The sequence below is a fragment of the Shewanella chilikensis genome (assembly GCF_037953065.1).
GTDB lineage: Bacteria > Pseudomonadota > Gammaproteobacteria > Enterobacterales > Shewanellaceae > Shewanella > Shewanella chilikensis.
Window position 1 is genome coordinate 4586097 of sequence record NZ_CP149966.1, and the last position, 26404, is coordinate 4612500.

Sequence of the window (26404 nt, forward strand, 5' to 3'; positions counted from 1 at the left end):
GAGGAGCCAGGATGAACTCCCGAACCCAAAGACCACTCTTAATACTACTGCTGGCCTTTGCCCTGCCGGTGATACTGGCAAAACTGGTACTGAGCTTCGAGCTATATCAAGGCGGGGCCACCAATAAGGGCCAGTTGCTGCCGGCTAATCGGGGTTATCAGCAACTTGGGCTCGACAACCCGCTTCCCGGCCGCTGGCAAGTCCTATACCTGATACCGGCCAACTGCGATGAACTATGCCAGGAACGACTCTTCATATTGCAGCAGAGCCATACGGCGCTGGGTGCCGAGATGGACAGGGTCGACACCCTGATTTTCATCAACCGGGAAAGCGACACGGAAGCTCCGCTAAACAACGACTTTCATCGAGTCACTCTGGATAAACCTCTGACCGCCGAGAATCCATTACAGCAGCAGATGTTGGTGATAGTCGACCCTCTGGGCGCTTGGGTGTTGGCCTATCCCGGGGTAGTGGATCACCAGAGCCAACTCCTGCAGGGCAAGGCCTTGGTCAGCGACCTGCGTAAGCTGTTGAAACTCTCGAGGGTGGGCTGATGAAACTGAACTTGCTACTGAAGATGACCCTCATCTGCACTCTGACGGTCATCCTGTTGGGCGCCTACACCCGGCTGTCGGATGCCGGCCTTGGCTGCCCCGACTGGCCCGGTTGCTATGGCCATCTCAAGGTGCCTTCTCAGGCCCATGAATTGGCTCATGTCGAACGCCACTTTCCGGGACAAGAAATAGAACCCAAGAAAGCCTGGCTGGAGATGATCCACAGATATGTGGCCGGCTCGCTGGGGATTCTGGTATTACTTATTTTGATCCAGAGTTGGCGTGGCAGCGCAACCCCGAAGAAGCTGCCGGGACTGATCGCCGCCCTGATCGTATTTCAAGCGCTGCTGGGAATGTGGACTGTGACCATGAAACTGATGCCCGTCGTGGTCATGTCTCACCTGCTCGGGGGATTCACCCTGTTTTCGCTGCTGTTGCTGCTGTATCTCAGGCTCCGACCGCTGCAAATCCCGGATGGCGATCCCAAAGCCCGCACCTTGGCGCCTTTGGCCATGGTGGCGCTGGCTGTTGTGGTACTGCAAATTATGCTTGGCGGCTGGACCTCCTCCAACTACGCCGCCCTGGCCTGCACAGAGTTGCCTATCTGCGAAGGTGACTGGAGCAGCAACCTACGTCTGGCAGATGCCTTCTCTCCTTTTCAGGGGCAGCATCCCAGCTTTGAGTTCGGCGTATTGGATTATCACACCCGGATGACCATACATATTGCCCACCGAATAGGTGCCCTGCTGACCGCGATACTAGTACTCACCCTGGCATTCATGCTCTGGCGCAGAGCCGACTCGAGCATGTTGAAGCGCTCGGCTCTGGTACTCACCTTAGTGCTGGGATTACAGCTGTCATTGGGCCTGGCCAACGTCTTGCTGCATCTGCCGCTGCCGGTGGCGGTTGCCCATAACGGCGGCGCAGCCCTGCTGCTGCTGACTTTGGTATTCATCAACTATGCGCTTTGGCGTAAAGCCTGAAGAGGGACTGTTTATGGCCAAACTACTCTCCATAGCCCAGGATGCGACCCGCACAGAGATCTCCTGGCGCGATTACCTGGAAATGACCAAGCCCAAGGTGGTGGCGCTGATGCTGCTCACCGTCCTGGTGGGCATGTGCCTGGCGTTGCCCGGTGCCGTCCCCCTACAGCCCTTGCTTGCCGGGCTAATGGGAATCGCCATGATGGCTGGCTCGGCGGCCGCCTTGAATCACCTTATCGATCGACGCATTGATGGCCTGATGGCCCGCACTTATAACCGCCCCTTACCCAAGGGACGAGTGAGCGTGAGCCGAGCCTTGAGCTTTGCCGTCTTGCTTGGATTGGCGGGCTTTACCCTACTCTATTGGCTGGTGAATCCACTCACCGCCTGGTTGACCTGTGCCAGCCTGATTGGCTACGCCCTTATCTATACCGCCTATTTAAAGCGGGCAACCCCCCAAAATATCGTGATAGGTGGCCTTGCCGGTGCCATGCCGCCACTGCTGGGTTGGACGGCGGTAACCAATGACTTTCACGGCCACGCCTGGCTGTTGGTGATCATTATTTTCACCTGGACTCCACCTCATTTCTGGGCCTTGGCCATTCACCGTCAAAAAGAGTACGCCAAGGTGGATATCCCCATGTTGCCTGTGACTCACGGGGTAGAATTTACCAAGACCTGTATTCTGCTCTACACCCTTCTGCTGGCCATCGCCTGCTTATTGCCGGTTTTGGTTGGCTTGAGTGGCCCCGTCTATCTGCTGGCTTCCACCATTCTCAGTTGCCTGTTTATCTACAAGGCCTGGCAACTCAAGTTTGCCGACCGCCCCGGGCTGGCGATGGCCGTGTTCCGTTTCTCCATCTATCAGCTGATGCTGCTGTTTATTGCCCTGCTTGTGGATCATTACCTCTGGAGTTGAATCATGAAGAAACGCATCTTGGTGGCGGGTATTTTACTCATAGGTCTTGGCGGTTTGGCCAGTGTGCAGCTGTTTCACCGACCTTCGTCTCAGCCGCCGCAGGCACTGAAAACCAGCTTTCAATATGAAACTCCAAGGCCACTGCAGCCCTTTGAGTTGCAGGACCAAAACGGTCATCAATTCGATAATGACAAGCTAAAACAGAAATGGAGTCTGATTTTCGCCGGTTACACCTCCTGCCCGGACGTATGTCCCACCACCCTTGGCAAACTCAGTGCCGTCTACCCGAAACTGGCACAAGTGGCACCGATACAGGTGATACTGCTTAGTGTCGACCCTGAGCGTGACAGCCAAAGTAAACTCAAAGACTACCTGGCCTTCTTTAATCCCGAATTCATAGGTTTGCGGGCCGAGCACCCGGCATTACTGCCCTTCAGCCGCGATCTGGGCCTGGTGTATTCGCTGGTCAGCGATGGCCCTGACTACCAAGTGGATCACAGCGCCTCTTTGATTCTGATCTCGCCAGACGGCCGCCGCTACGCCACCATCAAGCCCAGTTCACAGACACCCGGACAACTGCCGCAAATCCGCAACGATGAACTGCTGGCCGACTTTCGCACTCTGGTTACTCAGTATCAAGGGCCTCACTAACTCCCTAAAGAGCCTAGTAGATTCATATACCATTTTTCTTTTGAAAATAGGCAGAAGTGAAATTTGCCGACTATCTTTTGTGTGGTGGGAAAACAGGGAAGCACTATGTCCATCGACACACTGGCACTGGGAACAGAAATAAACATTCGTAATATTCAGCCACTCTACCAACAATTATTGGAACTCCTGCATCGGGTCGATGAATTGATCCTGGATGCTGGTGAGTTGCACAAGGTGGATACTGCCGGCGCCCAGTTGCTGTACCTGTTTGCGCTGAGTTGCGACAAGCGAGGGTTGAAACTGTCATGGCAACAGGCTCAACCCGCCTTTATCGCTCAACTGACGCGCCTGGGTATCAGGATCCCGACACTCGATTCAGATTTTGAAAAGGAAACGCTCAATGAAGACTATCCTCGCAGTTGATGATTCAGCCTCCATGCGGCAAATGGTGAGCTTTACCCTCAAGACAGCAGGTTTCGACGTGACCGAAGCCAACAATGGCGAGGAAGCGTTGAAAGTAGCCCAAGGCAGAGAGTTTGACCTGGTGATATCGGACGTCAACATGCCAATTATGGATGGTATCGAGCTGATACGTAACTTGCGCGAGCTACCCAACTACAAGTTTGTGCCCATGTTGATGCTGACCACAGAGTCGACCTCAGACAAGAAGCAACAGGGACGAGCCGCCGGAGCCACAGGTTGGATAGTCAAACCCTTCAACCCGGATCAGCTGTTGGCCACGGTTCGCAAAGTATTGGGTTAGCCTCCGGCAAGGAGCGGATATATGGACATAGATCTGAGCCAATTCACCCAGGTGTTCTTTGAAGAAAGCCTCGAAGGCCTGGAGGTCATGGAATCTGAGCTGCTGAAACTGACCGTGCCGCAACCGGATCCGGAAACCATAAATACCATTTTTCGTGCCGCCCATTCGATTAAGGGAGGCAGCGCCACTTTTGGTTTCAACCAGGTCGCCGGATTCACCCACTTACTGGAAACCCTGTTGGATGAAATCCGTGATGGCCGCCGGGAAATGACCGCCAATCATCAGGATATGTTGCTCTTGTCGGTGGATCTGCTGCGCAACATGCTGCAGGCCTTGATGGCAGGTCAAAGCTTTGAATCACCCCAGCAACAAGAGCTGGAAAACCGCTTCAATCAGGAACTGTCCGAAGTTGCCGGGGTCGAAGAAGCACCGGATAACGCCAGCCAAAGCAATGAAAAGTCAGCAGCCAAAGTATCAGAAACCAAAGATTCTGAAACCAAAGAAATTGGGCTCAGCTGGCAGATAGATTTCCATGCCGGCGCAGACATTCTCAGATGCGGCAACGACCCCATTTTGATGTTCAACGAGCTTGCCGAGCTGGGTGAGCTAAAGGTCAGCCTGCCTGCGCAGGAACTGCCTCAGTTTGAAGACCTGGATCCCGAATCCTGCCGTCTGTATTGGCAGCTGCAACTCGACACAGAGGCGCCACTTGAGCGGATAAAAGAGGTGTTTGAGTGGGTCGAGGACGACTGTGAAATCCATTATCAGCAGTTACCCGCCAAGGCACAGCTTGTCGAAGGTGTCTCACCGCAGGAACAAGCCCCTATCTCGACTTCTGCCCCAGTCTCCCAAGAGCCACAGGTCGCAGCCACCACAGCCAAAGTGGAGTCCGGCAAGGCTGTTGCCAAAACGGCGGAAACCAGTTCTATCCGGGTCAGCACCGACAAGATAGACATGCTGATCAATATGGTGGGTGAGCTGGTGATCACCCAGGCTATGCTGGGGCAGATAGGCCAACAGGAACACATTGACGATAACGCCCTGCTGTCACTGCAGCAGGGGCTGGAGCAATTGGCCAATCACACCCGGGATCTGCAGGAAAGCGTGATGCAGATCCGCATGCTGCCTATCAGCTTCGCCTTCAACCGTTTCCCCCGCTTGGTACGCGATATAGGTCAGCAGCTGGGCAAGAAGGTCGAGCTGATCCTCAAAGGTGAGGAGACAGAGCTCGACAAGACAGTGATGGAGAAAATTGTCGACCCCATGGTGCATCTGGTACGTAACTCCTTGGATCACGGCATTGAATCCCCTGCCGTGCGCAGTGCCAAGGGTAAACCGGAAACCGGCAGGATCACCCTCAACGCCTTCCATCAAGGCGGCAATATCGTCATAGAAATAACCGACGACGGCGCCGGATTGGATACCGGCAGAATTCTCGCCAAGGCCAGAGATAAAGGCTTGGTCGGTGCTGAAGAGGAACTCAGCACAGAGGCGATTCAGCAGCTCATCTTTAAACCCGGCTTTTCTACCGCCGACAGCGTCTCCGACCTCTCTGGCCGGGGCGTGGGTATGGATGTGGTCAGACGCAACATTCAAGCACTCAGCGGCAGTGTGGAGCTGGCCTCGACGCCCGGCAAGGGTAGCCGTTTTACCATTCGCTTGCCTTTGACCCTGGCTATTCTCGACGGCCAGTTGGTGAGGGTCGGCGAGCATACTTATGTGGTGCCGCTGGTCTCCATCTATGAGTCGTTGCAAGTGGAAAGCAGCAAGGTCAACAAGCTGTCTGAAGAGCACGAAGTGATCCGCCTGCGAGACGAGTACCTGCCGGTCATCCGCGTTTATCAGGAGTTCAATCACCTGGCTCAGGCCAAAGAGGTCAAAGAGGGGCTGGTGATGGTGGTGGACAACAACAACCAAAAAGTCGGCCTGCTGGTCGATGAGTTGCTGGCGCAGCAACAAGTGGTGATCAAGAGCCTGGAAGACAACTACGCCAAAGTGCCCGGGGTGTCCGGTGCCACCATTCTCGGTGACGGCCGGGTAGCGCTGATAGTGGATATTCCCGGACTCGTGACCATGTCTGGCCTCAATCAAACTCAGGAACATGCAGCCTAGAAGGGAAGCGCAATGACAGAATCCAACCCTGCAACATCAGCAGCTGCAAAAGATCAATCACAGCAATACCTCACCTTTATGATGGCCGATGAGGAATATGGCGTCGATATTCTCTCGGTGCAGGAGATCCGTGGCTGGGAAGCAACCACGGTGATTCCCAATGCACCGCCCCATGTCAAAGGGGTGATCAATCTGCGCGGCACCATAGTTCCCATCATAGATCTGCGCCAAAGGTTCGGTATCAAGACCCTGGCATATGGCCCAACCACAGTAGTAATAGTGCTGAAGGTGCACCTGGATAAACAGTACAAGGTGATGGGCATAGTGGTGGATGCCGTTTCCGATGTTTTCAGTATCACCCAAAGCGAGATCCGCAGTGCGCCCGATTTTGGCCAGGACACGGACATGCGTTTCATCCATGGGCTCACCTGTGTGGCCGATAAGATGGTCATACTATTGAATATCAATATGTTACTCGGTAATGAAGTGCTGCCGGATGCATCACAACTTTCCAGTTTGCTGCAGCAACTGGACTTGGAACAGCCTCAGGCTGCCAACCTTTAAGACATCGAGGAAAGAAGAATGGATGCCGCCAATGCCAACATAATCAACAGCAATCCCTGGAATCTGCTTGGCTTAATCACGGGCATCGCCGTGATGGCGCTCATGCTGCTAGGCCAGGATCCCAATATCATTATTATTCTGCAGGGCGTCACCCTGGTTTGCATACTGCTTGGGCTATTGCACTCACTCAAGCACAAAGGCACCCTGGATAGCGCCATCAACCAACTGCAGCGGTTGCTGAAAGACGGCACGCAGCAGTTTGCCGAGCTTAATCTTCCGGGCTGGCAGCCACTGCTGGACGAGCTCAGTCGTTGGCGTCAGGGCCAGCAACAGCAGCAAGCCATTCTCAAGGCTCTGGATATCTGCCAGGCCAATGTGATGGTGGCCAATCCGGCCGGTGATATTCTCTACTTCAACCACTCGCTGCAACAAACCATGCAGGACGCCGAGGCCGACATTCAAGAGGTATTGCCCCAATTCCAGGCCGACAAGCTGCAGGGCGCCAATATGGATGTTTTCCACCGCAACCCTGAGCATCAAAAGAAATTGATCGCCGGCTTGGAGCAAGTTTACTCGACTCAGATCAAGGTAGGTCGTCGTACCTTCAGCCTGATAGCTTCGCCGGTATTCGACGAAAACAAGCAGCGTATTGCCACTGTGGTCGAATGGCAGGATCTCACCGAAGCCCTTAGCAAACAACAATTGGAGCAGCAAAGCGCTACAGAAAATACTCGCATCAAACAGGCACTCAATGTCTGCCAGGCCAATGTGATGGTCGCCGATACCGACTACAAGATCATCTACCTGAACGACTCACTGAATGAAATGCTGGCCGGCAATGAGCAAAAGCTGCAACAGGAGTTGCAGGCCTTCAACATGAGCGAGCTGATTGGCAGCAATATCGATATCTTCCATCGCCATCCTGAGCATCAGCGACAATTGCTGGACCAGCTCACCGACAGCTATAACACCCGCATCAAGGTGGCCGGGCTAACATTTAATCTGATTGCCACCCCGGTATTTGAACAGGGCAAGCGTACCGGAACCGTGGTGGAGTGGCAGGATATCACCGCCAGCCTGGCCAAAGAGCAGCAGGAAAAACAGCTGGCGGCCGAAAATGCCCGCATTCGTCAGGCATTGGATAATGTCAGTTCAAATACCATGGTGGCGGATAACGACGGCAATATCATCTACCTCAACCAGGCTGTGCAGCAGATGTTTCAGGCAGCCGAGAAAGATATTCTCCGCGACCTACCCACGTTCAATGCCGGCAAACTGCTGGGACAAAATATCGATGGATTCCACAAGGTCCCCAGCCACCAGCGCAATATTCTCGCCGGATTGACCGAGACCTACGACAGCCTGCTGCAAGTTGGCGGCCGTACCTTCAGAATCATTGCCAACCCGATACTGGACCCGGAACAGGGGCGAATTGGCACTGTGGTTGAATGGGCCGACCGTACCGATGAAGTGGCCATAGAGCAGGAGATTGACGCCATTATCACGGCGGCCAACGACGGCGATCTGAGCCGCCGCCTGGATATTCACAACAAGGAAGGCTTCTTCCTTAATCTCTCCAGCGGCCTCAACCGCTTGGTCGGCATAGCCGATAATGTCATCTCCAAAATCGCCGATATCTTCGATGGCCTGGCCAAGGGGCAACTGGATCGAAAACTTGACGGCGAATATCAGGGTCAGTTTGCCAAGCTGCAGCAAGATGCCAATGCCACCATCAGTAAGTTGACCGAAGTGATTGGGGGCATCAATGACTCAGCCAATACTGTCACTTCGGGAGCCGAAGAGATAGCTCAAGGCAACGCCGACCTTAGCCAGCGTACCGAAGAGCAGGCCGCCTCCCTGGAGCAAACCGCCTCCAGCATGGAGCAGATGACGGCCACTGTGAAACAAAGCGCCGAAAATGCCACTCTGGCCAATAGTCTTGCCCAGCAGGCCAGCGAAAAGGCAGGCGAAGGCGGCAAGATAGTCAAACAGGCCGTCAGCGCCATGGAGGAGATCAACACCTCGAGCAAACGCATTGCCGACATCATCAGCGTGATAGATGAAATCGCCTTTCAGACCAACCTGCTGGCGCTGAATGCTGCGGTCGAGGCTGCCAGAGCCGGAGAACAAGGCCGTGGTTTTGCCGTAGTGGCCGGAGAGGTACGTAACCTGGCACAGCGCAGCGCCGGTGCCGCCAAAGAGATTAAGGAGCTGATCCGCGACAGCGTCAACAAGGTCACGGATGGAACCCAGTTGGTCAATCAATCCGGTGAAACCCTGCAGGAGATAGTGCAAGCCGTTTCTAAAGTTGCCGGCATGATCAACCAGATCAGCATAGCCGCAGAGCAGCAGTCGGTTGGGATCCAGGAGGTCAATAAGGCGGTATCGCAGATGGATGAAATGACTCAGCAAAACGCCGCCTTGGTGGAACAGGTCTCGGCAGCAGGAGATGCCATGGCCGAACAGGCCAGAAGCATGAAGCGTCAATTGGGCTTCTTCAATACCGCCAATCTGGAAAAGGGCGCCGGCAAGCCCCTGACCCTGATCGCCGGGGATAAGTCCCCCAAGATCCGTGTCAGTTCAGAAGAGTGGAGCGAGTTCTAGGAGATACTGATTGAGCTTCGATGAAGAGAAGGCATTCCCGATGACAGCCGCGGACTTTGGCATTATCCGCGAGCTGGCCTATCAACACACAGGGATAGTGTTACCCGAGCGCAAGCGCCATATGGTGTATTCCAGGCTCAGCCGCCGACTGCGATTGTTGCGGCTGGCCAACTTCGAGGAATACTGCCTCAAGCTGCAAAACGACCCTCTGGAACTGGCGCCATTTATCAACGCGTTGACCACCAATCTGACCTCCTTTTTCCGTGAGCGGCACCACTTCAACTTTCTGGAAACCGAACTGGCGCCCTATTGGCAGCAGCGCAAGCAGCGCAGGCTGAGAGTTTGGTCGGCAGCCTGCTCCAGCGGCGAAGAACCCTACAGCATAGCCATGACCTTGGCAGAGCACTTTCCCGCAGCCTCTGGCTGGGATCTGAAAATATTGGCAACCGATCTCGATACCAATGTGTTGGCCAGAGCCGAAGCAGGAGTTTATCCCCAGGCTGGACTGGAGGCCATCCCCAAGCGGTTGCATCACTATCTGCAAGGCGCAGCGGAAGAGTTCAGCATTAGCTGCCAGATCAAAAAATTACTCTTCTTCAAGCAGCTCAACTTACTGGAGCCCTGGCCGATGCAGGGCCCATTCGATGCCATCTTCTGCCGTAATGTGCTGATCTATTTCGACCAGAACACCAAGCAGAAGATAGTGGCCGGCTTCAGAAAACTCCTGGCCGATGATGGCGTGTTGTTTATCGGTCACTCGGAAAGCTTGACCAATATCTCCCGTGAGTTTGAAACCGTCGCTCAAACCACCTATCGCCTGCGGCATCAGAACTCAATTCTGCCGCGACAGTTCGACGCATCAGGAAGGAAGGAGTCATATTAATCATGGTAAGAGTACTGGTTATCGACGACTCAGCGCTAGTGCGCCAGTTGCTGAGTCATATGCTCAGCCAGGCCGAAGACATCATTGTCGTCGGCTGTGCCGAAGACCCCTATAAAGCCAGAGAGATGATTAAAGTACTGCAGCCGGATGTATTGACCCTGGATGTGGAAATGCCCAAGATGGATGGCCTGGCCTTTCTACGTAACTTGATGCGCCTAAGACCCATGCCAGTGGTGATGGTGTCGTCCTTAACCGAGCGCGGCGCCGAAGTGACCTTAGAGGCCTTGTCCCTCGGAGCGGTCGACTTTATCGCCAAACCTAAACAGGACTTGACCAATAGGCTTCTGGACTATCAGCAAGAGCTGATCGATAAAGTGCATTTGGCCGCCGCCAGCCATGTCACCCCGCAATATGGCAGCTCGGTGCCGCTCTGCTGTGACACCAAACTCAAGCACCGTATCATAGCCATAGGTGCTTCCACCGGCGGTACTGAAGCCATTCAACGAGTAGTGGCGCCGCTGCCGGCCAATACCCCCCCCATAGTCATAGCCCAGCATATTCCCGCAGCCTTCAGCGCTTCATTTGCCCGTCGTCTCAACCAATACGCCAGCATGGAAGTGATAGAGGCACAGGGCGGGGAAAGATTGACTCAGGGCGTTGCCTATCTGGCACCGGGCCATGCCCACTTGGTACTCGAACGCCGTGGGGCCCATATCTATACCAGACTGCTGGACACAGCAAACGTCAACCGCCATAAGCCCTCGGTGGATGTGCTATTCAACAGCATTGCCGAGATTGCCGCTAAGTCGGCGATAGGGGTGATTCTCACGGGCATGGGTAAAGACGGTGCGGCAGGCCTGCTGAAAATGCATCAAGCGGGAGCCCACACCATAGCCCAGGATGAGGCCAGCTCCGTGGTTTGGGGTATGCCTGGCTCGGCCGTGGCACTCAATGCCTGCAACGAGCAGTTGCCACTGGTGAATATCCCGGCCAGGTTGTTGCAATTACTGACTACTCCTTGACCCAGCTGCCGTCATCCTTTGGCCTAACCCATGCCTGGGAAAACCAATAATAACTGCCGTGACGTTTGCTGGGGGCGGTACAGTTGTATCTGGATCGCCCCGGCGGCAAGTCCAGTTCAGCCTGAATACGGAAACGATTCGCCGACAACCATTGCGGCTTCTTGGCCCCCTGCCCCTGCACATAACACATGAGCTGCGACTGATTGATATCGCTCATGTCCAGAGTCACCTCAAGTTCGGGCCGCCACTGGCCCATAGGTAACTCAGGGTTACTGGGAGAGATGGCCTGCACCGGCATATTCAGGCTATGCAGTTTCACCTTGAGAGCATTCATATCAGCATAGGCACCGGCCACGGGGAAACGCGGCAAAGAGGTTAAAGCAGAGTGAGGGCCTGCCGCACCGGACTGCTGCCCCAAGCCAACAAACCCCAGACGCTGCAACAAGGCCTCCAACTGGCTGTTATATTCACCGTAGGGATAGGCGAGTATCTTCAGATTGTCGCCGGTTTCTTTGGCAATTCGGGCCTCGGTCTCAAGCAGATTGTCCTCGATTCGCGCCAGCCACTGCTCCTCGGTTTCGGTGGTATTGCGGCGGATCAGATGCTCATGCCCCCAACTGTGGTTGGCAATCTCGGCGCCTTCTGCCGCCAGTGTTCTGAGCTGCTCCCAGCTCATCATCTCACGGTAACCCTTTTCTATCGGTTCTATCGCCACAAACAGTGTGTAGGGAAAGCCAAACTCTTTCAGTATTGGATGCGCCGCCTCGGCAATGTTGAGGTAACCGTCGTCGAAGGTGATGGCAACCGTTCTCGGTGCCAATGTTTTGGACTGACGAATCGTCTCTATCACTTGGGTCAGCGGCACCACATTGAAATCATGGTCCGCCAGATACTGCATCTGCTCCCGAAACTGGGCCGGAGTCACACTGGTACTGGCCGGCGAGCTGTCAGAAACATGGTGATACTGTAGAATAACTGCCGCCAGAGCGGGTGAACTTATTAGCCCAAGACAACTGCAGAGCAAAAAGCACAGCTTTTTCAACATCATTAACCTCTGAGAAATTATGACCACCAGCATTGGCCTGTTCGACAGGCAAAAAAACCGCCAGCTGTTTGCGCTGGCGCTTCCAATGATACTGTCCAACATCACAGTGCCGCTACTGGGTCTGGTGGATACGGCTGTCATAGGGCACTTGAGTGACGCCTATTATCTCGGGGGCGTCGCCGTTGGTTCGACCATTATAACACTGCTGTTCTGGTTACTGGGGTTTCTGCGTATGGCCACCACAGGCATGGTTGCCCAAGCCTATGGCGCCGATGACAAACCACGGCAACTGCAGCTGTTGATGCAGGCCGGCTCGCTGGCACTTTTTCTCGGCTTATTGGCTCTGCTGTTGCAAGGGCCGATACTCAGCCTGGCCGCCAGTTTATCCGATGCCAGTGAGCAGGTCAGCCACTACGCCGCCAGCTACTTTTCCATTCGTATCTGGTCAGCCCCATTTGCATTGCTGAACCTGGCTCTACTTGGCTGGTTGCTGGGCCGTCAGCAACCCAAGGCCGCCATGTGGCAGTTGATCATCGCCAACAGTGCCAATATTGCCCTAGATCTGCTGTTTGTTATAGGTTTGGGTTGGGGCGTAGAAGGCGCAGCCCTGGCATCCGTCATCGCCGATATGACCGCCTGTGCCGTAGCCTGTACTATGGTGTTGCGCCAGTTAAAACAGTTCAATCTGCCGCCTCTTGCCGAGTTGCTCGGGCAGTTACATCCCCGCGACTTTAGTCGCCTCTTGAGCCTGAACCTGGATATCTTTATCCGCAGCTTGTGTTTGCAGGCAACCTTCGCCTTTATGACCTTCAAGGGCGCCGGGCTCGGTGATGAAACTGTCGCGGCCAATGCCGTGTTATTGAATATGTTGCTGCTAATCTCTTACGCTTTGGACGGTATAGCCTACTATGCCGAGGCCGAAGTAGGCCGAGCTATGGGACAAAAACACTTGGATGCACTCAGGCAAGCGGTCGCCCTGGCGTTTAGCTGGTCGGCCATCATAGCCTTGGGGTTCAGTGGCTGTTTCTGGATTTTCGGTGAGCAACTCATCGGCATACTGACTAATATTCCCGAGGTTCGCCACACCGCCCTGCTCTACCTGCCATGGCTTATCGCCCTGCCACTGCTGGCATTTGCTTCCTATTTATTTGACGGTGTCTATATTGGTGCCACCAAAGGTAAAGTGATGCGCAACAGCATGATTTTCGCCAGCTTGGCAGTATTTTTTCCGGTCTGGTTCATACTGCAACCTCTGGGTAACCATGCTCTCTGGGTTGCGATGAGTGCCTTTATGCTGGCGCGTAGCCTGAGTCTCGGGCTGCACTTTCTCTGGCGCCAACACCACTTTATCCCAGCCTGATGGCAATAAAAAAGGACAGTTCAATACTGTCCTTTTCTTTGGCGCCAAGTACCAGTATTACTGGTAAGAATGGTCGCCATGCTGGTGATCTGTTACGTCACGAACACCGGTCAATTCGCCGGGAAAACGCTCCAGCAACTGAGTCTCAATGCCGTCTTTCAGGGTCACATCGACCATGGAGCAGCCGTTACAACCACCGCCGAACTGCAGTACCGCCACGCCGTCATCAGTGATCTCCACCAGCATGATATGACCGCCGTGACTGGCCAGCTGGGGGTTAATCTCGGCTTGGATCATATACTCCAAGCGCTCGGTCAGTGGAGCATCGTCAGACACTTTACGCATCTTGGCGTTGGGCGCTTTCAAAGTCAGTTGTGAACCCAACTGATCGGCCACCAGGTCAATGCTGGCTTCTTCCAGGAAAGGGGCGCTTTTTTCATCGACCATGGCCTTAAAGCCATTGAATTCCAATTCGATATCGTCGGCTTCAACTGCATCCGGTGGGCAATATGAAACGCCACATTCGGCCTGAGGAGTCCCAGGGCTGATAACAAAGACCCGAATATGAGTGCCTTCCGGCTGACCATCCAGGAGTTTAACAAAGTGCGCCTGAGCTGCTTCGGAAATGGTAATCATGACAACCTGCTCCGTCAGGGTAAACCTGAGTAAATTAGTAAGAATTAGAGCTATCATACTCCGACTGCCATGCGCTTTGTAGTCCCGAAAGCGATAGAGCTGAGTTTTTTGTTGTCGGGATCTCGATTTTATCTTCCACAATTTCAAGTCGAATCTTGATCTTTAGTTGTCACCATACTTACCGCCTTTAACCGCTCAGGAGCTATGGCTCAATCCGGGCGCTTCGGCTCTGGCCAGACACCACACCTGAACATCCGGTGACCAGGGAGCTAAAGCCCTGGCCGCTTCCCGGATAGTGGTGCCTGTCGTCACCACATCATCCACCAATACCAACCGTTGCCACTGTAATTCCCCCCTCACTGCAAACGCCTTGGCCAGATTCCGCCTACGAGCCTTGCCGCTGAGACCGGCCTGGGGTGCGGTATCCGCGACCCGCAGCAGCAAAGAATCCTCCAGCGGCAGCGCCAACTCTTGACTCAACATGGATGCAATCACCCAGGCCTGATTGAAGCCCCGCTGTTGCAGCCTCGCCGGATGCAAAGGAATAGGCACCAAGGCCTGTGGCCAACAGATAAGTCCAGCAGTCGCCAACGTCTTTACTCTGGAAGATAAAGCCCGGACCAATGTCGGCAGTGGAGCAAAATCCTGCTGGTATTTGACTCGGCCGACTAGTGGCCCCAATGCGGAGTGATAGCTGGCCGGTGCCACTACAGGGATAGGACTGTGTTTCATGCAGGAACCACAATAGCGGGCAATGACAGCCAACTCCCGACCACAGCCGAGGCAGATAGGTTGTCGGTAGCAGCTGGCAGCAAGACAGCAGGGACACAAACCCTGACTAGCTGACGGGATCTGCTGGTGACACAGTAGGCAACGGTTGGGTAAACTGGCGGCCAATAGGGCCCGGCATCCTGCCAATAGAGGGCTCCACATAACAAATCTTCCATGAGGTGTTTCAGTGAGTCTGTATATCGAAAGCCAGGGACAGGGACGGGATCTGATCTTACTCCACGGTTGGGGCGTCAACAGTGCCGTTTTTCATCCTCTGCTGCCTGGCTTATCTCAGTATAGAGTCCACTGTGTCGACCTGCCGGGATTTGGTTTTAGCCAGACCATTGACGGGGAAATAGACGACTGGGTGGACGCCCTGGTGGCCGCTCTGCCCGAGCAGGCAGTATGGTTGGGCTGGTCGCTCGGAGGCCTGGTCGCCACCCGGGTAGCTCAGCGCTTTCCAGAACGAGTTGCCGGACTTATCACTGTCGCCTCATCTCCCTGCTTTATGGCCAGGAGCGACAACCAATGGCCAGGAATAGCACCGAATGTGCTGACTCAGTTTGCCGAGCAACTGCAACAGGATCTGCAGCGAACCATAGAAAGATTTCTAGCGATCCAAGCTATGGGCAGCGATAGCGCCCGTGACGATATTCGCACCATTCGCGAGCTGGTTCTGGCACGTCCGCTACCCAATGAACAGGCTCTGGCGCAAGGCTTAGAGATGCTGGCCAAGGTGGATCTACGCCCCGGACTGGAACGACTCGCCCTTCCCTGGCTCAGGGTTTGGGGCAGGCTGGATGGGCTGGTGCCCAGAAGAATCGCTAACCTCTTGCCGGGTAACGCATCAACCACAGATTTACTGCTGGCCAAGGCATCACACGCCCCCTTTATTTCCCATCCTCAGGAGTTTATTCAGGGGCTAAATAGCTGGCTAACAGAGAAAGACTTTAATTCCTTGCCCTGATTGACTATTATTTGGACAGCAATATAAGGAATGCCCTATGCAGCTTGTCTCCCACTACCCACAGGTACCGATCGCGACCAGTAATCCTGCGACCGATGCCGCTCGGGTAGAGAGTCAACAAAGACCGCCGGTCATTCCGCCCCAGCAACCCAGTAAAGGCCATGAAGAAAGGGCATTCAACCCGCAGCATGAACGCACAGCAGACTCGGCGCAGCAACAGGCCAAACTAGCCGATAGAGTCCAGGAGCGCCAACAACAGTCTGGTCAACAACAGCAGCAACAAGAGCAACAGCAACGCCAAGGCAGTAAGCCTCTGCGGCTGAACCTGTTCAGCAAGCCGGCTCTGGATCGCCGCGATATCCGTAACCGCCAGCTTGAAGCCTCGGCGTATCCCAAACCCGCAGTAGCATTAAATAGCGGACCTCATCCCATGCCGAATGAAACACCGCAGTTTTATCGTGAGCTGGGGCAGAGAATCGATACCTTTTACCATCAATGCACCGAGCCTATGCCCGCAGCCGGTATCTCTGCACTGGCTTGATCCAACTTTGGCGGCAGCTTATATAAGCCATCCTGATATGCCATGCTACCCCAGAGTGCCAACCCAAGCGCCGTGCGAGCCATTGAATCAGAGAGTGGCGCGGCGTGCAGTTGCTCCTTTACAGGATCATAATCAAAGGTCATAGGCGCTTTCTCCGGCTGTAATATGGTGACCTTGTTATCCTCCATATAGGCAAAATTTTTGTTGTATTGCATCAAGGCCCTGCCAGTCCAGTTGTCGGGCATCTTTGTCAAATCCCTCCCTAACATAGGGTAAGTGGCATCTATGCCGGCCAAAGACAACAGAGTTGGCGGCAGATCTATCTGACTCACTACCCGCGGGTCCCGTTTAGCCGTTATCCCTTCACCCAATAATAAACCGGGGATCCTGAATCTGGGCACTGGCACCAAGGAAGCCCCGGAAACCCGGCTGTCATGATCGGCCACCACCAGAAACAGGGTGTCACGCCAATAGTCAGCCTCTTTCGCCAGTCGAAAAAACTCACCTATGGCGTAATCGGCATACTTGGCAGCATTGTTACGGGTCTGTTTTGGCTGTTCATACAGTTCGATACGGCCATCAGGAAATTCAAAGGGATCATGATTGCTCGAACTGAACACCAGGCTAAAGAAAGGTTTTCCCTCGGCATGAAGGCGCTTGAACTCTGAGTCGGCCTTGCGCATTAGATCTTCATCTGAAGCCCCCCAGGAGCCGACAAAGGCAGGTTTAGGATAGTCTTTCTGGTCGACTATGGTGCTAAAGCCATTACCGAGGAAGAAGCTGCGCATATTGTCAAAATGGCTTTCACCACCGTAGATAAAGGAAGTGGAATACCCTTGAGCCTGCAGCAATGCAGCAAGACTGAAGAAACCACTTTGACTCTTGCCGAGTTTGACCACAGAACGCGCCGGCGTTGGGGTGAAACCAGTGGTCACCGCCTCTATGCCTCGAACTGAACGTGTACCCGTGGCATACAGGCTCTCGAAATACCAGCCTTCATTGGCCAAAGCGTCCAGATTTGGGGTCAGCGGTAAGCCCCCCAAACTGCCAACGAAACGAGCACCCAGGCTCTCCTGCAATATGATGACTATATTCTTGGGTTTACCACGATAGCTGGCCTGGTTCTGACTCAAACTGGGATACTGGTCTGATATAAAGTCAGCTGGCGCACGGCCAGTCTCCTGGCGGATTATCTGATAGATCTCCTTTCTGTCCATATCGCCATAGATCCACGATGTGTCGGCCTCGTTATTCATTTGGCTGATAGCAAAAGCCAGCGAGTAACCTGAATTGACCACCAACGAGTTGACGAGTGGATCATCGGCGAAGGCCACCATGGCCGGATTCAACGGTCTATGACCAAGAGTGGATCTGGCCCCAGCCAAAGACAAGACAATGATCAGCACACCGAGCACAGGGCGCCAATACCACTTGGGGAAACGACAATTGCGACAGAGATAACCTGAGAGTTTCCAGCCGCTCCAAAGGATGACTCCAGACAAAACCACTGAAATAATCAGCTCCAGCTTGCGGCCGCTCCAGAGCATGGAAAGTACTTCTTTGGGATAAATAAGATACTCAACATAGAGGCGATTTGGCCTGACACCGTACTCTTCAATAAAGGAGGGAGTAGACAACTCCAAGAACAACAAATACCAAAGCCCGAGAGTCAGCCACAGACGTTGTATCCAAGACCAGCAACGCCCGAGCCAATGATCGCCGCCAAACAAGGCGGTACCCAGCGCCACAACACCCCAAAGCCAACAAAGCATGGCCACATCTACCCTGACCCCCTGCAACAACAGATGACTCCAACCACCAACGGCTACTACCCGTTCGTATTGCCAAAGCCCCAGCCCAATTCGGCTCAACATCAGGCACAACAAAGCCAATAAACTGAAAATCAGTACACCGCGAAACGGTCCGGTAAACTTAAAACGAGAAAACATCATTTCCAGGGTTCCTCACCACTTTTTTGCCTTGGCGTTTGTTAAAAAATTGACAATTTACCGCACGCCAACCCCCAGAAAGAGCCGATTTGCCGCGCAATTATGACAGAAAGACTAAGATAAAGTTTCATTAACATTTGTTTGTTATTGTCTATCGCGCCAGAGGGTGAAGCCGTTCGCAAAAGATAGTAAAAGTGGCAGAATTCATGGTTAGCGAGAAACAGCACTATTGGCTCGAGTATTAGCAACAAAAAATCGCGGGTAAAAAAATCCCCCGATAATTATCGAGGGATTCATCTATTGTCGGACCGTTAATAGATATTCAACAACTTGTCGATCAGCTTTTCTTCAGCTTGGCAAAGGCATCGGCAAAGGCATTGCCCATAGCGGCATTCACTGGCTGTGGCTTGGTGGCAGGACGTTGTTTGCCCTGACCTGGTTTATTGCCCTTGGCTTGCGGCTTGCCGGCTCTTTGTTGTGGCTTGCCTGGCTCAATCTTTTCGTCCAGGCGCATCGACAGACCTATACGCTTACGCTCAATATCTACCTCCATGACCTTTACCTTGACCACATCACCGGCCTTGACCACGGTATGAGGATCGCTGACAAACTTGTCGGTCAGAGAAGATATGTGCACCAGTCCATCCTGATGCACGCCGATATCGACAAAGGCACCAAAGTTAGTGACATTGGTCACCACGCCTTCGAGGATCATCTCTGGTTTAAGATCCTTTAGTGCCTCAACCCCATCTTTGAATTTGGCGGTCTTGAACTCGCCCCGGGGATCCCGACCTGGCTTATCCAACTCCTTGAGGATATCCGTTACTGTCGGCAAACCGAATGCATCAGTGATGAATTCGGCCGGATTGATATTGCTCAGCAGTTCACTGTTGCCTATCAGTTCGGCAACAGGTTTACCCTTGAGCTTGGCAATATTTTCTACCAGCGAATAAGCCTCAGGGTGAACGGCCGATGCATCCAGCGGATTGCTGCCTTCACGGATCCGCAGGAAGCCGGCGGCCTGTTCGAAGGCCTTGGGCCCCAGGCGTGGCACCTTGAGCAGTTCTTTACGGTCGTTGAAGCGACCGTGTTCGTCGCGATATTCCACCAGATTTTTGGCCAAGGTGCGGTTAAGACCGGCCACCTGACTCAGCAGCGGCATGGACGCCATGTTTACATCAACGCCGACACCGTTTACACAATCTTCAACCACAGCTTCCAATGAAGCCGACAGCTGGCTCTGGCTGACATCGTGTTGATACTGGCCCACACCAATGGACTTGGGTTCAATCTTAACCAACTCCGCCAGCGGATCCTGCAGCCTTCTGGCGATGGATACGGCGCCACGCAGTGAAACATCGAGATCCGGAAACTCATTGGCCGCCAGCTCAGAGGCAGAATAAACAGAGGCTCCGGCTTCACTGACCATCACCTTAGTGATGCCGGGATTGCTGTCTTTGACCATGGCAATCACTTCACCTGCCAGCTTGTCGGTTTCACGGGAAGCGGTACCGTTACCTATGGCGATCAGCTCCACCTTGTGCATATTGACCAGATTAGCCAGAGTGCGTATCGACTTATCCCACTGATTTTGCGGCGCATGAGGGAAGATAGTGGTATGGCCCACCAACTTGCCTGTGTCGTTGACCACAGCCACCTTAACCCCGGTACGCAACCCGGGATCCAGTCCCATGGTGGCCTTGGCTCCGGCAGGAGGTGCCATCAGCAAGTCGCCCAGGTTACGGGCAAAGACTTTAATCGCCTCGGTTTCCGCCGCTTCACGCATTCTGGTGATAAACTCGGTTTCCATCTGCAGAGCGATTTTGATCCGCCAAGTGGCTGTGACAACCGTCTTCAGCCAGTTATCCAGAGCATTGTCACTCAGCTTAAGACGCAAGTGTTCGGCAATGAGCACCTCACAATAGCTACCGGCTTTGGCTTCTGCCTCAGGATCGGCATTCATCGATAGACTCAACACGCCTTCATTACGGCCGCGCAGCATAGCCAGCGCCCGGTGAGAAGGCACTGAGCTGAGTTTTTCAGTGTGCTCAAAATAGTCGCGAAACTTGGCGCCTTCCTTCTCCTTGCCGGAGACCAGTCGGCTTTCAATGACAGCCGACTGTTGCAGATGGTTACGCACCTTGGCCAGCAACTCGGCATCTTCGGCGATCCGCTCCATCAGGATATAACGGGCACCATCCAACACCGCCTTGGCATCGGCAAAACCGGCTTCCGGATTGAGATAGGCCTCGGCGGCCTGTTCAGGATCCATGGAGGCGCTGCCGGCGGCGGCATAGAGGGCATCAGCCAAGGGCTCGATACCGGCTTCAATGGCAATTTGGCCCTTGGTACGGCGCTTGGGTTTATAGGGCAGGTACAGATCTTCAAGCCGGGTCTTGCTGTCGGCTTCATTGATGGCGTGCTTCAGTTCGGCGGTCAGTTTTCCTTGGGCTTCAATCGAGGAGAGGATCACCTGACGCCTATCATTGAGCTCCCGCAGATAACCGAGACGAGTGTGCAGGTTACGCAGCTGGGTATCATCCAGCCCCCCCGTCACCTCTTTACGGTAACGGGCCACAAAAGGCACTGTAGCGCCTTCATCCAGCAAGCTGATGGTAGCAGCAACCTGCTGCTCACGAACGTTCAGCTCCTGGGCAATAATCTGAGCAATATTATGCATAGTAAGGATCTGTTGGATTAACAAAATTCAGATGCGCCAACCATACCACAGCCAGCCTGAAAGTTTCATAGCCGGAGAGCGAGATTCCAGCCTTTAGCCAGCTAATCACATCCCAGGTTTAGCACCTTGACACTCTTTACAAAAATTCATCACAACTATGGACAGAGAAAACCAGCCTATTTTATACTTCTTGGCCGTTATGCAAATAACAATGATTTGTATTTATCTAATCGGCAGGGAGCGCCGGAAACCGCAAACCAATAAGCCGTCTTCCAAGATGGCAAACATTAGGAATAACGATGAAATTCACTCGCTCCCTTGTCGCTCTGTCAGTACTTTCCGGACTGGCAGCCCAGGTGGCTTATGCCAAAGAGTCCCAAATGGAAACCATGGTCATCACTTCCAGTCGGATGGAAAAACCACTCAGTGCCATCCCCAATACTGTGACAGTCATAGACCAGGAACAGCTCAAGCAACAGCTGGCCACCACCCGGGACTTATCGACCATTTTGGGCAACCTGGCCCCCAGCTTCTCCCCCAGCCGCCAGAAAATGACCAATACCGGTGAAACCCTGCGCGGCCGAGCTCCCCTCATCATGATAGATGGCGTGCCTCAGTCAAACCCTCTACGCAGTGGTGGTCGCTCGGGTCAAACCATAGATCCCATGATGATAGAACGAATTGAAATCATCCATGGCGCCAATGCCATGCACGGCCTTGGCGCTCAGGGCGGCATAATCAACTACATCACCAAGAAACCCAGCGGCGACAACGAAAGCCGGGTAAGTTTTGATCTGTCCTCCCCCACCAGCTTCGAATCCGACAGCCTGAGTTTTGGTGCCAACTATGCCTTCTCCGGCCAAAGCGGCAACCTGGATATGCTGGGTTCAGTGGGATACCACAGCAATGGTGTTTACTATGATGCCAACGATGATGTCATAGGTGTCGACACCACCCAGGGCGAGTCGATGGACAGCCAGAGCAAGGACTTCTTTCTCAAGTTGGGCTATGAGTTCAGCGAGTCGCGACTGGAGCTGATGGTCAACCACTACGATATGGACAACAATGGTGATTGGATGCCGGTCAAAGGCAATGTCGCCACAGATACTCCTACATCGGCGGTAAAACAGCAACAACCCTGGCAGGCAGCCAACAACAAGGTCACCACCAGCAGCCTCACCTACAAGCATCGCAACATCGCCGGGCAGCAGTTGGAGCTGCAACTGTTCAACCAGAACTTCAAGGGTGTCTATGGCGGTGGCTGTTTCGGCAGCTTCTATGATCCGGCCTTCGAAGGTGCAGCGAATCTGACAACCTGTGATACCGGCGCCAATGGCGAGCAGTACTTCTATGACCAGTCACGCAACAAGTCCAACAAGTGGGGCCTCAAGGCGTCAATGATCGCCAATAATCTGGCCGACAGCGGCGTGGATCTGGCCTATGGTGTAGACCTTTTCAGCGATACCACAGAGCAGGATCTGGTGCAGACCGGACGCGCCTGGGTACCCGAGACCCGTTACGACAATATCGCCCCCTATGCCCAATTGAGCTTCTCACCTGCAGATGCCCTGACCCTTTCCGGCGGCATTCGTTATGAATATGCCAAACTCAAGGTCGATGATTTCCAAACCCTGTGGGCCTCTGGCCACAAACAGGTTGCCGGTGGCGAACCGGATTTCAATGAAACCCTGTTCAATATAGGTGCCAGCTATAACTTCACCTCAGCGCTGCGCCTCTATACCAGTTACAGCCAAGGTTTTGGTATGGCAGACATAGGGCGAATTCTGCGTGACGGCAACAGCTTCCCGGACCAAAACCCCAGCGTGGAAGGCTCTTTGACGCTGGAGCCCGTGGTCACAGATAACTATGAACTGGGCTTGGACTATCAAGGCGAGTTGTTGGCAGCCAAGCTGGCACTGTATCGCTCCGAGGCCAAACTGGGTGCCCGCTTGGCCCTGAATGAAGACGGCTTCTACAATGTGAAACGGGAAAAGAGCGTGATCCAAGGACTGGAAGCCAATGTCACGGCTTACCTGGGTAATGACGACGATCTGGGGCTGAACCTGGCGCTGCAGCAAGGGGAGTATGATTCCAATAAAGATGGCAGCACAGACACAGATCTCGACGGCGCCAACATAGCACCCAATCGTCTTAACCTGTTCTGGGAACACAGGTTCAATGCCGAGATGAGTGGGCGGATTCAGGCCAACTACTATATGGACCGTAGCTTTAAAAAGGCCAATGGTGAAGAGTACGCCGAGTTTGACGGCTATGTCACGGTTGATGCCTCCTTCTCTATGCCTTTGTACCAAGGCACTTTGACATTGGGGCTACAGAATCTGCTGAATAAGGACTACTACAGTTACTACTCACAGACTATGGCTAACGACAACCGTTACTTCAAAGGCATGGGTCGTACTGTCAGCATAGGCTTCAGCTTGCCGTTTTGAGGACACTTTCATCAGGGAAACTGCCGGTAGTTCTCATAAAAAGCCAGTTCAGGAACTGGCTTTTACTTATAATCTGGTTCTACTCTGGATAACTGGTATAGCAGCAAGAGAAAGGATAACTCTGAACAAACTCCCGGACGCCAACCAATCCTAGATAAAATCCTTGTAGAGTTCCCCCGCTAACCCATAAGCCAGCCACCTAAGCTGGCTTTTTATACCAATCCGCATTGAAGTCTGATCTAATGGTAGGCAACTCAACACTTATGGTTGGCCCATGAAATCTGAAACTGCCGAAAGCTTGCTTTGCCTCTCTAAAAAAGAAAAAATCCCCAAAGCGTATGCGGTTACTCGCCGTGTCCATATTTTTGCAATCCCGTAATCGTACTCAAATAGCGAACCAGTTAAAGGTGGCAAGATCCAGCGTCAACTCATGGGTCTCAAACTATCTTGAACAAGGGCTCGTAGGGCTTGAAGATAAGCAGCGACCCGGCAAAAGACCATCATTGTCCAATGACCAAAAGTGGAGGCTCGCCAGATATATTGAGTTCAAAGCACAATCGAATGAGGGAGGCAGGCTAACCGGGGCAGATATCCAGCAATACATATCGAGTGAGTTTGGTGTCGAGTACCACCTCAATCATATCTACAAGCTACTCAAGGGCATGGGGTTCAGCTGGATAACCAGCCGCTCCAGGCATCCCAAACAGACTCAAGGCGTGCAGAACGCTTTTAAAAAAGTTTACTCTGGAAACGCTCCTTCACACACCTATCCATATACGACCACACCAGATTGATATTTGGTTTCAGGACGAAGCCAGATTTGGTCAGCAAAATACAACAACACGACTCTGGGCACCGAAAGGCAGTAGACCCAGAGCGCTAAAACAGCAGCAGTTTGAATACGCGCACCTCTTCGGCGCAGTCAGTCCCGCAACAGGAGAAACTGAAGCCATCATCACGCCGTTTGTTAATAAGGACATCATGCGCCAGCACCTGGAACTGAGCGCCAACCGAACTAAACCAGGACGACATGCTGTGGTGGTAATGGATGGTGCAGGGTGGCATACCAATGACATTGCAGTTGATATCCCCAACTTGTCGATACTCAAATTGCCGCCCTATTCCCCGGAGCTAAACCCCATCGAACAGGTGTGGAGTTGGCTACGCCAACGTCATCTCGCTAATCGCTGTTTCAAAGGATATGAGGAAATTGTTGAGCAAGTATCCCAAGCCTGGAATACCTTCATTGAGGATACTGGTCGGGTGAAATCTCTGTGCTCCAGAAATTGGATAAATCTGACCAGATAAACCAGTCGAGCCATTCTCAATATCTCCCCAGCACCATCTCACATGGGGGCGAAAGACATCTGCTCATCAAGCACAACTTGATAGATGGCTGGAGCGCGAAGCAGCTTGGCTGCGAGCTGAGGAAGTCGTGCTCGCTGGAAGCGAGACAAACAAAAAAGCCCTAGCATTCAGCTAGGGCTTTTTTGTTTGTTAGGCGTCTGGCGATGACCTACTCTCACATGGGGAGACCCCACACTACCATCGGCGCGATTGCGTTTCACTTCTGAGTTCGGGATGGGATCAGGTGGGACCACAATGCTATTGTCACCAGACATATTCTTACTGGTTAATTGTCCGTCTGACGGTATTGTTTCCTCGCTACGCTGCTCATGTACTTCAGTACACTGCGCGGCTCGCTCGTCATGGCTTTGTCAGCCAAACAATTACCTGCGTCATTAACCTTTGTTCTTCAATTCAGAAAGCTGTGCTCTTTTCAGAGCCTGAGTTCAAACTTCAATCAAGTATCTAACTTCTTCAAGTCCGTAAAACCCATCTGGGTTGTATGGTTAAGCCTCTCGAGTCATTAGTACAGGTTAGCTCAACGCCTCGCAACGCTTACACACCCTGCCTATCAACGTCCTGGTCTCGAACGGCTCTTCAGAGGTCTCTAGGACCTAGGGATGACTCATCTTGGGGCTCGCTTCCCGCTTAGATGCTTTCAGCGGTTATCGATTCCGAACGTAGCTACCGGGCAATGCCATTGGCATGACAACCCGAACACCAGCGGTTCGTCCACTCCGGTCCTCTCGTACTAGGAGCAGCTCCCCTCAATCATCCAACGCCCACGGCAGATAGGGACCGAACTGTCTCACGACGTTCTGAACCCAGCTCGCGTACCACTTTAAATGGCGAACAGCCATACCCTTGGGACCGACTTCAGCCCCAGGATGTGATGAGCCGACATCGAGGTGCCAAACACCGCCGTCGATATGAACTCTTGGGCGGTATCAGCCTGTTATCCCCGGAGTACCTTTTATCCGTTGAGCGATGGCCCTTCCATTCAGAACCACCGGATCACTATGACCTGCTTTCGCATCTGCTCGACGTGTCTGTCTCGCAGTTAAGCTGGCTTATGCCATTGCACTAACCGTACGATGTCCGACCGTACTTAGCCAACCTTCGTGCTCCTCCGTTACTCTTTGGGAGGAGACCGCCCCAGTCAAACTACCCACCAGGCACTGTCCCTAATCCCGATAAGGGACCAAGGTTAGAACATCAACACTACAAGGGTGGTATTTCAAGGTTGACTCCAACAAGACTGGCGTCTCATCTTCATAGTCTCCCACCTATCCTACACATGTAGGGTCAATGTTCAGTGCCAAGCTATAGTAAAGGTTCACGGGGTCTTTCCGTCTAGCCGCGGGTATACGGCATCTTCACCGCAATTTCAACTTCACTGAGTCTCGGCTGGAGACAGCGTGGCCATCATTACGCCATTCGTGCAGGTCGGAACTTACCCGACAAGGAATTTCGCTACCTTAGGACCGTTATAGTTACGGCCGCCGTTTACCGGGGCTTCGATCATGAGCTTCTCCGAAGATAACCCAATCAATTAACCTTCCGGCACCGGGCAGGCGTCACACCGTATACGTCATCTTGCGAT

The 26404-nt window shown here is 53.4% G+C and carries 21 protein-coding genes and 2 rRNA genes (1 of these 23 running past the window's edge); 16 read left to right on the plus strand and 7 right to left on the minus strand.

Going from position 1 to position 26404, the window contains the following annotated elements; translation table 11 throughout:
• Window positions 1-11 precede the first annotated feature (11 nt).
• The 11 genes from WKR14_RS20630 (at window position 12) to WKR14_RS20680 (ending at window position 11055) form a co-directional block, all read left to right on the plus strand.
• Window positions 12-554, plus strand: coding sequence for a hypothetical protein (locus WKR14_RS20630; RefSeq protein ID WP_339087132.1), 543 nt, complete (start codon window positions 12-14; stop codon window positions 552-554).
• A complete protein-coding gene (locus WKR14_RS20635; protein ID WP_101054118.1) occupies window positions 554-1537 on the plus strand; it encodes a COX15/CtaA family protein in 984 nt (327 codons plus the stop codon). The genes WKR14_RS20630 and WKR14_RS20635 overlap by 1 nt, the downstream gene beginning before the upstream one ends.
• 13 nt (window positions 1538-1550) lie before the next feature.
• Complete coding sequence (gene cyoE, locus WKR14_RS20640; RefSeq protein WP_028780842.1) at window positions 1551-2456, plus strand: heme o synthase; 906 nt, start codon at window positions 1551-1553, stop codon at window positions 2454-2456.
• A gap of 3 nt (window positions 2457-2459) precedes the next feature.
• Window positions 2460-3107 carry an SCO family protein gene (locus tag WKR14_RS20645; RefSeq protein ID WP_339087133.1) on the plus strand — a complete coding sequence of 216 codons (648 nt, stop codon included), beginning with the start codon at window positions 2460-2462 and terminating at the stop codon, window positions 3105-3107.
• 105 nt (window positions 3108-3212) lie between these two features.
• Window positions 3213-3530: an STAS domain-containing protein gene (locus WKR14_RS20650; protein ID WP_165565867.1), complete on the plus strand. Its 318-nt coding sequence runs from the start codon at window positions 3213-3215 to the stop codon at window positions 3528-3530.
• The gene (locus tag WKR14_RS20655; RefSeq protein ID WP_101054110.1) at window positions 3508-3870 is read left to right on the plus strand and encodes a response regulator; all 363 of its coding nucleotides are present in this window, start codon (window positions 3508-3510) and stop codon (window positions 3868-3870) included. The genes WKR14_RS20650 and WKR14_RS20655 overlap by 23 nt, the downstream gene beginning before the upstream one ends.
• A 21-nt stretch (window positions 3871-3891) precedes the next feature.
• Window positions 3892-5982 carry a chemotaxis protein CheA gene (locus WKR14_RS20660; protein ID WP_286996513.1) on the plus strand — a complete coding sequence of 697 codons (2091 nt, stop codon included), beginning with the start codon at window positions 3892-3894 and terminating at the stop codon, window positions 5980-5982.
• Between the two features lie 12 nt (window positions 5983-5994).
• Window positions 5995-6546, plus strand: coding sequence for a chemotaxis protein CheW (locus tag WKR14_RS20665; RefSeq protein WP_101054104.1), 552 nt, complete (start codon window positions 5995-5997; stop codon window positions 6544-6546).
• Window positions 6547-6564: 18 nt separating this feature from the next.
• Entirely contained in the window at window positions 6565-9150 is a 2586-nt protein-coding gene (locus WKR14_RS20670) for a methyl-accepting chemotaxis protein (RefSeq protein ID WP_339087135.1), read from the plus strand.
• Window positions 9151-9190: 40 nt separating this feature from the next.
• A complete protein-coding gene (locus WKR14_RS20675) occupies window positions 9191-10033 on the plus strand; it encodes a CheR family methyltransferase (RefSeq protein WP_101054098.1) in 843 nt (280 codons plus the stop codon).
• Between the two features lie 2 nt (window positions 10034-10035).
• Complete coding sequence (locus tag WKR14_RS20680; protein ID WP_107111078.1) at window positions 10036-11055, plus strand: protein-glutamate methylesterase/protein-glutamine glutaminase; 1020 nt, start codon at window positions 10036-10038, stop codon at window positions 11053-11055.
• Here the strand turns inward: WKR14_RS20680 and WKR14_RS20685 are convergent.
• On the minus strand, window positions 11045-12100 hold the full coding sequence (locus WKR14_RS20685) for a polysaccharide deacetylase family protein (protein ID WP_107111084.1): 1056 nt from the start codon (window positions 12098-12100) through the stop codon (window positions 11045-11047). The two genes, WKR14_RS20680 and WKR14_RS20685, sit on opposite strands and share 11 nt — an antisense overlap.
• 19 nt (window positions 12101-12119) lie before the next feature.
• Here WKR14_RS20685 and WKR14_RS20690 point away from each other — a divergent pair, with 19 nt between their 5' ends.
• Window positions 12120-13460: an MATE family efflux transporter gene (locus WKR14_RS20690; protein WP_287589712.1), complete on the plus strand. Its 1341-nt coding sequence runs from the start codon at window positions 12120-12122 to the stop codon at window positions 13458-13460.
• A 57-nt stretch (window positions 13461-13517) separates the two neighbouring features.
• Here the strand turns inward: WKR14_RS20690 and nfuA are convergent, their stop codons facing one another.
• Together nfuA and WKR14_RS20700 are read right to left on the minus strand one after the other, a co-directional pair.
• Window positions 13518-14096 (minus strand): Fe-S biogenesis protein NfuA, encoded by a 579-nt coding sequence (gene nfuA, locus WKR14_RS20695; RefSeq protein ID WP_028780834.1) that lies wholly within the window; start codon window positions 14094-14096, stop codon window positions 13518-13520.
• A gap of 195 nt (window positions 14097-14291) precedes the next feature.
• Window positions 14292-14828, minus strand: coding sequence for a ComF family protein (locus tag WKR14_RS20700; protein ID WP_224867252.1), 537 nt, complete (start codon window positions 14826-14828; stop codon window positions 14292-14294).
• A 226-nt stretch (window positions 14829-15054) separates the two neighbouring features.
• Here WKR14_RS20700 and bioH point away from each other — a divergent pair, with 226 nt between their 5' ends.
• Both bioH and WKR14_RS20710 read left to right on the plus strand, forming a co-directional pair.
• Window positions 15055-15834, plus strand: a complete 780-nt coding sequence (gene bioH, locus WKR14_RS20705; protein WP_224867254.1) for a pimeloyl-ACP methyl ester esterase BioH — start codon at window positions 15055-15057, stop codon at window positions 15832-15834.
• Window positions 15835-15871: 37 nt separating this feature from the next.
• Entirely contained in the window at window positions 15872-16375 is a 504-nt protein-coding gene (locus tag WKR14_RS20710; protein WP_101054077.1) for a hypothetical protein, read from the plus strand.
• Here WKR14_RS20710 and WKR14_RS20715 read toward each other — a convergent pair.
• Both WKR14_RS20715 and WKR14_RS20720 read right to left on the minus strand, forming a co-directional pair.
• Window positions 16327-18324 (minus strand): LTA synthase family protein, encoded by a 1998-nt coding sequence (locus tag WKR14_RS20715; RefSeq protein WP_287589728.1) that lies wholly within the window; start codon window positions 18322-18324, stop codon window positions 16327-16329. The genes WKR14_RS20710 and WKR14_RS20715 overlap by 49 nt on opposite strands.
• 337 nt (window positions 18325-18661) lie before the next feature.
• Window positions 18662-21004, minus strand: coding sequence for a Tex family protein (locus tag WKR14_RS20720; protein ID WP_339087136.1), 2343 nt, complete (start codon window positions 21002-21004; stop codon window positions 18662-18664).
• Between the two features lie 299 nt (window positions 21005-21303).
• Here WKR14_RS20720 and WKR14_RS20725 point away from each other — a divergent pair, with 299 nt between their 5' ends.
• Both WKR14_RS20725 and WKR14_RS20730 read left to right on the plus strand, forming a co-directional pair.
• Window positions 21304-23454: a TonB-dependent receptor gene (locus tag WKR14_RS20725; RefSeq protein WP_101054070.1), complete on the plus strand. Its 2151-nt coding sequence runs from the start codon at window positions 21304-21306 to the stop codon at window positions 23452-23454.
• A 338-nt stretch (window positions 23455-23792) separates the two neighbouring features.
• Window positions 23793-24762 (plus strand): IS630 family transposase gene (locus WKR14_RS20730; RefSeq protein WP_339087137.1). Its coding sequence is split into 2 segments (ribosomal slippage): window positions 23793-24185 and window positions 24187-24762, totalling 969 coding nucleotides; the frame shifts between segments, so codons are not numbered across the junction.
• Window positions 24763-24957: 195 nt separating this feature from the next.
• On the opposite strand, the gene rrf is transcribed toward WKR14_RS20730, so the two are convergent.
• A 5S ribosomal RNA gene (gene rrf, locus WKR14_RS20735) occupies window positions 24958-25073 on the minus strand.
• Between the two features lie 230 nt (window positions 25074-25303).
• Window positions 25304-26404: ribosomal RNA gene (locus WKR14_RS20740) — 23S ribosomal RNA — on the minus strand; it runs 1791 nt beyond the window's last position.

Coding starts and splice junctions, on each gene's coding strand:
- WKR14_RS20630 (WP_339087132.1), top strand. CDS start 12: ATGAACTCCCGAACCCAAAGACCACTCTTAATACTACTGCTGGCCTTT.
- WKR14_RS20635 (WP_101054118.1), top strand. CDS start 554: ATGAAACTGAACTTGCTACTGAAGATGACCCTCATCTGCACTCTGACG.
- cyoE (WP_028780842.1), top strand. CDS start 1,551: ATGGCCAAACTACTCTCCATAGCCCAGGATGCGACCCGCACAGAGATC.
- WKR14_RS20645 (WP_339087133.1), top strand. CDS start 2,460: ATGAAGAAACGCATCTTGGTGGCGGGTATTTTACTCATAGGTCTTGGC.
- WKR14_RS20650 (WP_165565867.1), top strand. CDS start 3,213: ATGTCCATCGACACACTGGCACTGGGAACAGAAATAAACATTCGTAAT.
- WKR14_RS20655 (WP_101054110.1), top strand. CDS start 3,508: ATGAAGACTATCCTCGCAGTTGATGATTCAGCCTCCATGCGGCAAATG.
- WKR14_RS20660 (WP_286996513.1), top strand. CDS start 3,892: ATGGACATAGATCTGAGCCAATTCACCCAGGTGTTCTTTGAAGAAAGC.
- WKR14_RS20665 (WP_101054104.1), top strand. CDS start 5,995: ATGACAGAATCCAACCCTGCAACATCAGCAGCTGCAAAAGATCAATCA.
- WKR14_RS20670 (WP_339087135.1), top strand. CDS start 6,565: ATGGATGCCGCCAATGCCAACATAATCAACAGCAATCCCTGGAATCTG.
- WKR14_RS20675 (WP_101054098.1), top strand. CDS start 9,191: ATGACAGCCGCGGACTTTGGCATTATCCGCGAGCTGGCCTATCAACAC.
- WKR14_RS20680 (WP_107111078.1), top strand. CDS start 10,036: ATGGTAAGAGTACTGGTTATCGACGACTCAGCGCTAGTGCGCCAGTTG.
- WKR14_RS20685 (WP_107111084.1), bottom strand. CDS start 12,100: ATGTTGAAAAAGCTGTGCTTTTTGCTCTGCAGTTGTCTTGGGCTAATA.
- WKR14_RS20690 (WP_287589712.1), top strand. CDS start 12,120: ATGACCACCAGCATTGGCCTGTTCGACAGGCAAAAAAACCGCCAGCTG.
- nfuA (WP_028780834.1), bottom strand. CDS start 14,096: ATGATTACCATTTCCGAAGCAGCTCAGGCGCACTTTGTTAAACTCCTG.
- WKR14_RS20700 (WP_224867252.1), bottom strand. CDS start 14,828: ATGAAACACAGTCCTATCCCTGTAGTGGCACCGGCCAGCTATCACTCC.
- WKR14_RS20710 (WP_101054077.1), top strand. CDS start 15,872: ATGCAGCTTGTCTCCCACTACCCACAGGTACCGATCGCGACCAGTAAT.
- WKR14_RS20715 (WP_287589728.1), bottom strand. CDS start 18,324: ATGTTTTCTCGTTTTAAGTTTACCGGACCGTTTCGCGGTGTACTGATT.
- WKR14_RS20720 (WP_339087136.1), bottom strand. CDS start 21,004: ATGCATAATATTGCTCAGATTATTGCCCAGGAGCTGAACGTTCGTGAG.
- WKR14_RS20725 (WP_101054070.1), top strand. CDS start 21,304: ATGAAATTCACTCGCTCCCTTGTCGCTCTGTCAGTACTTTCCGGACTG.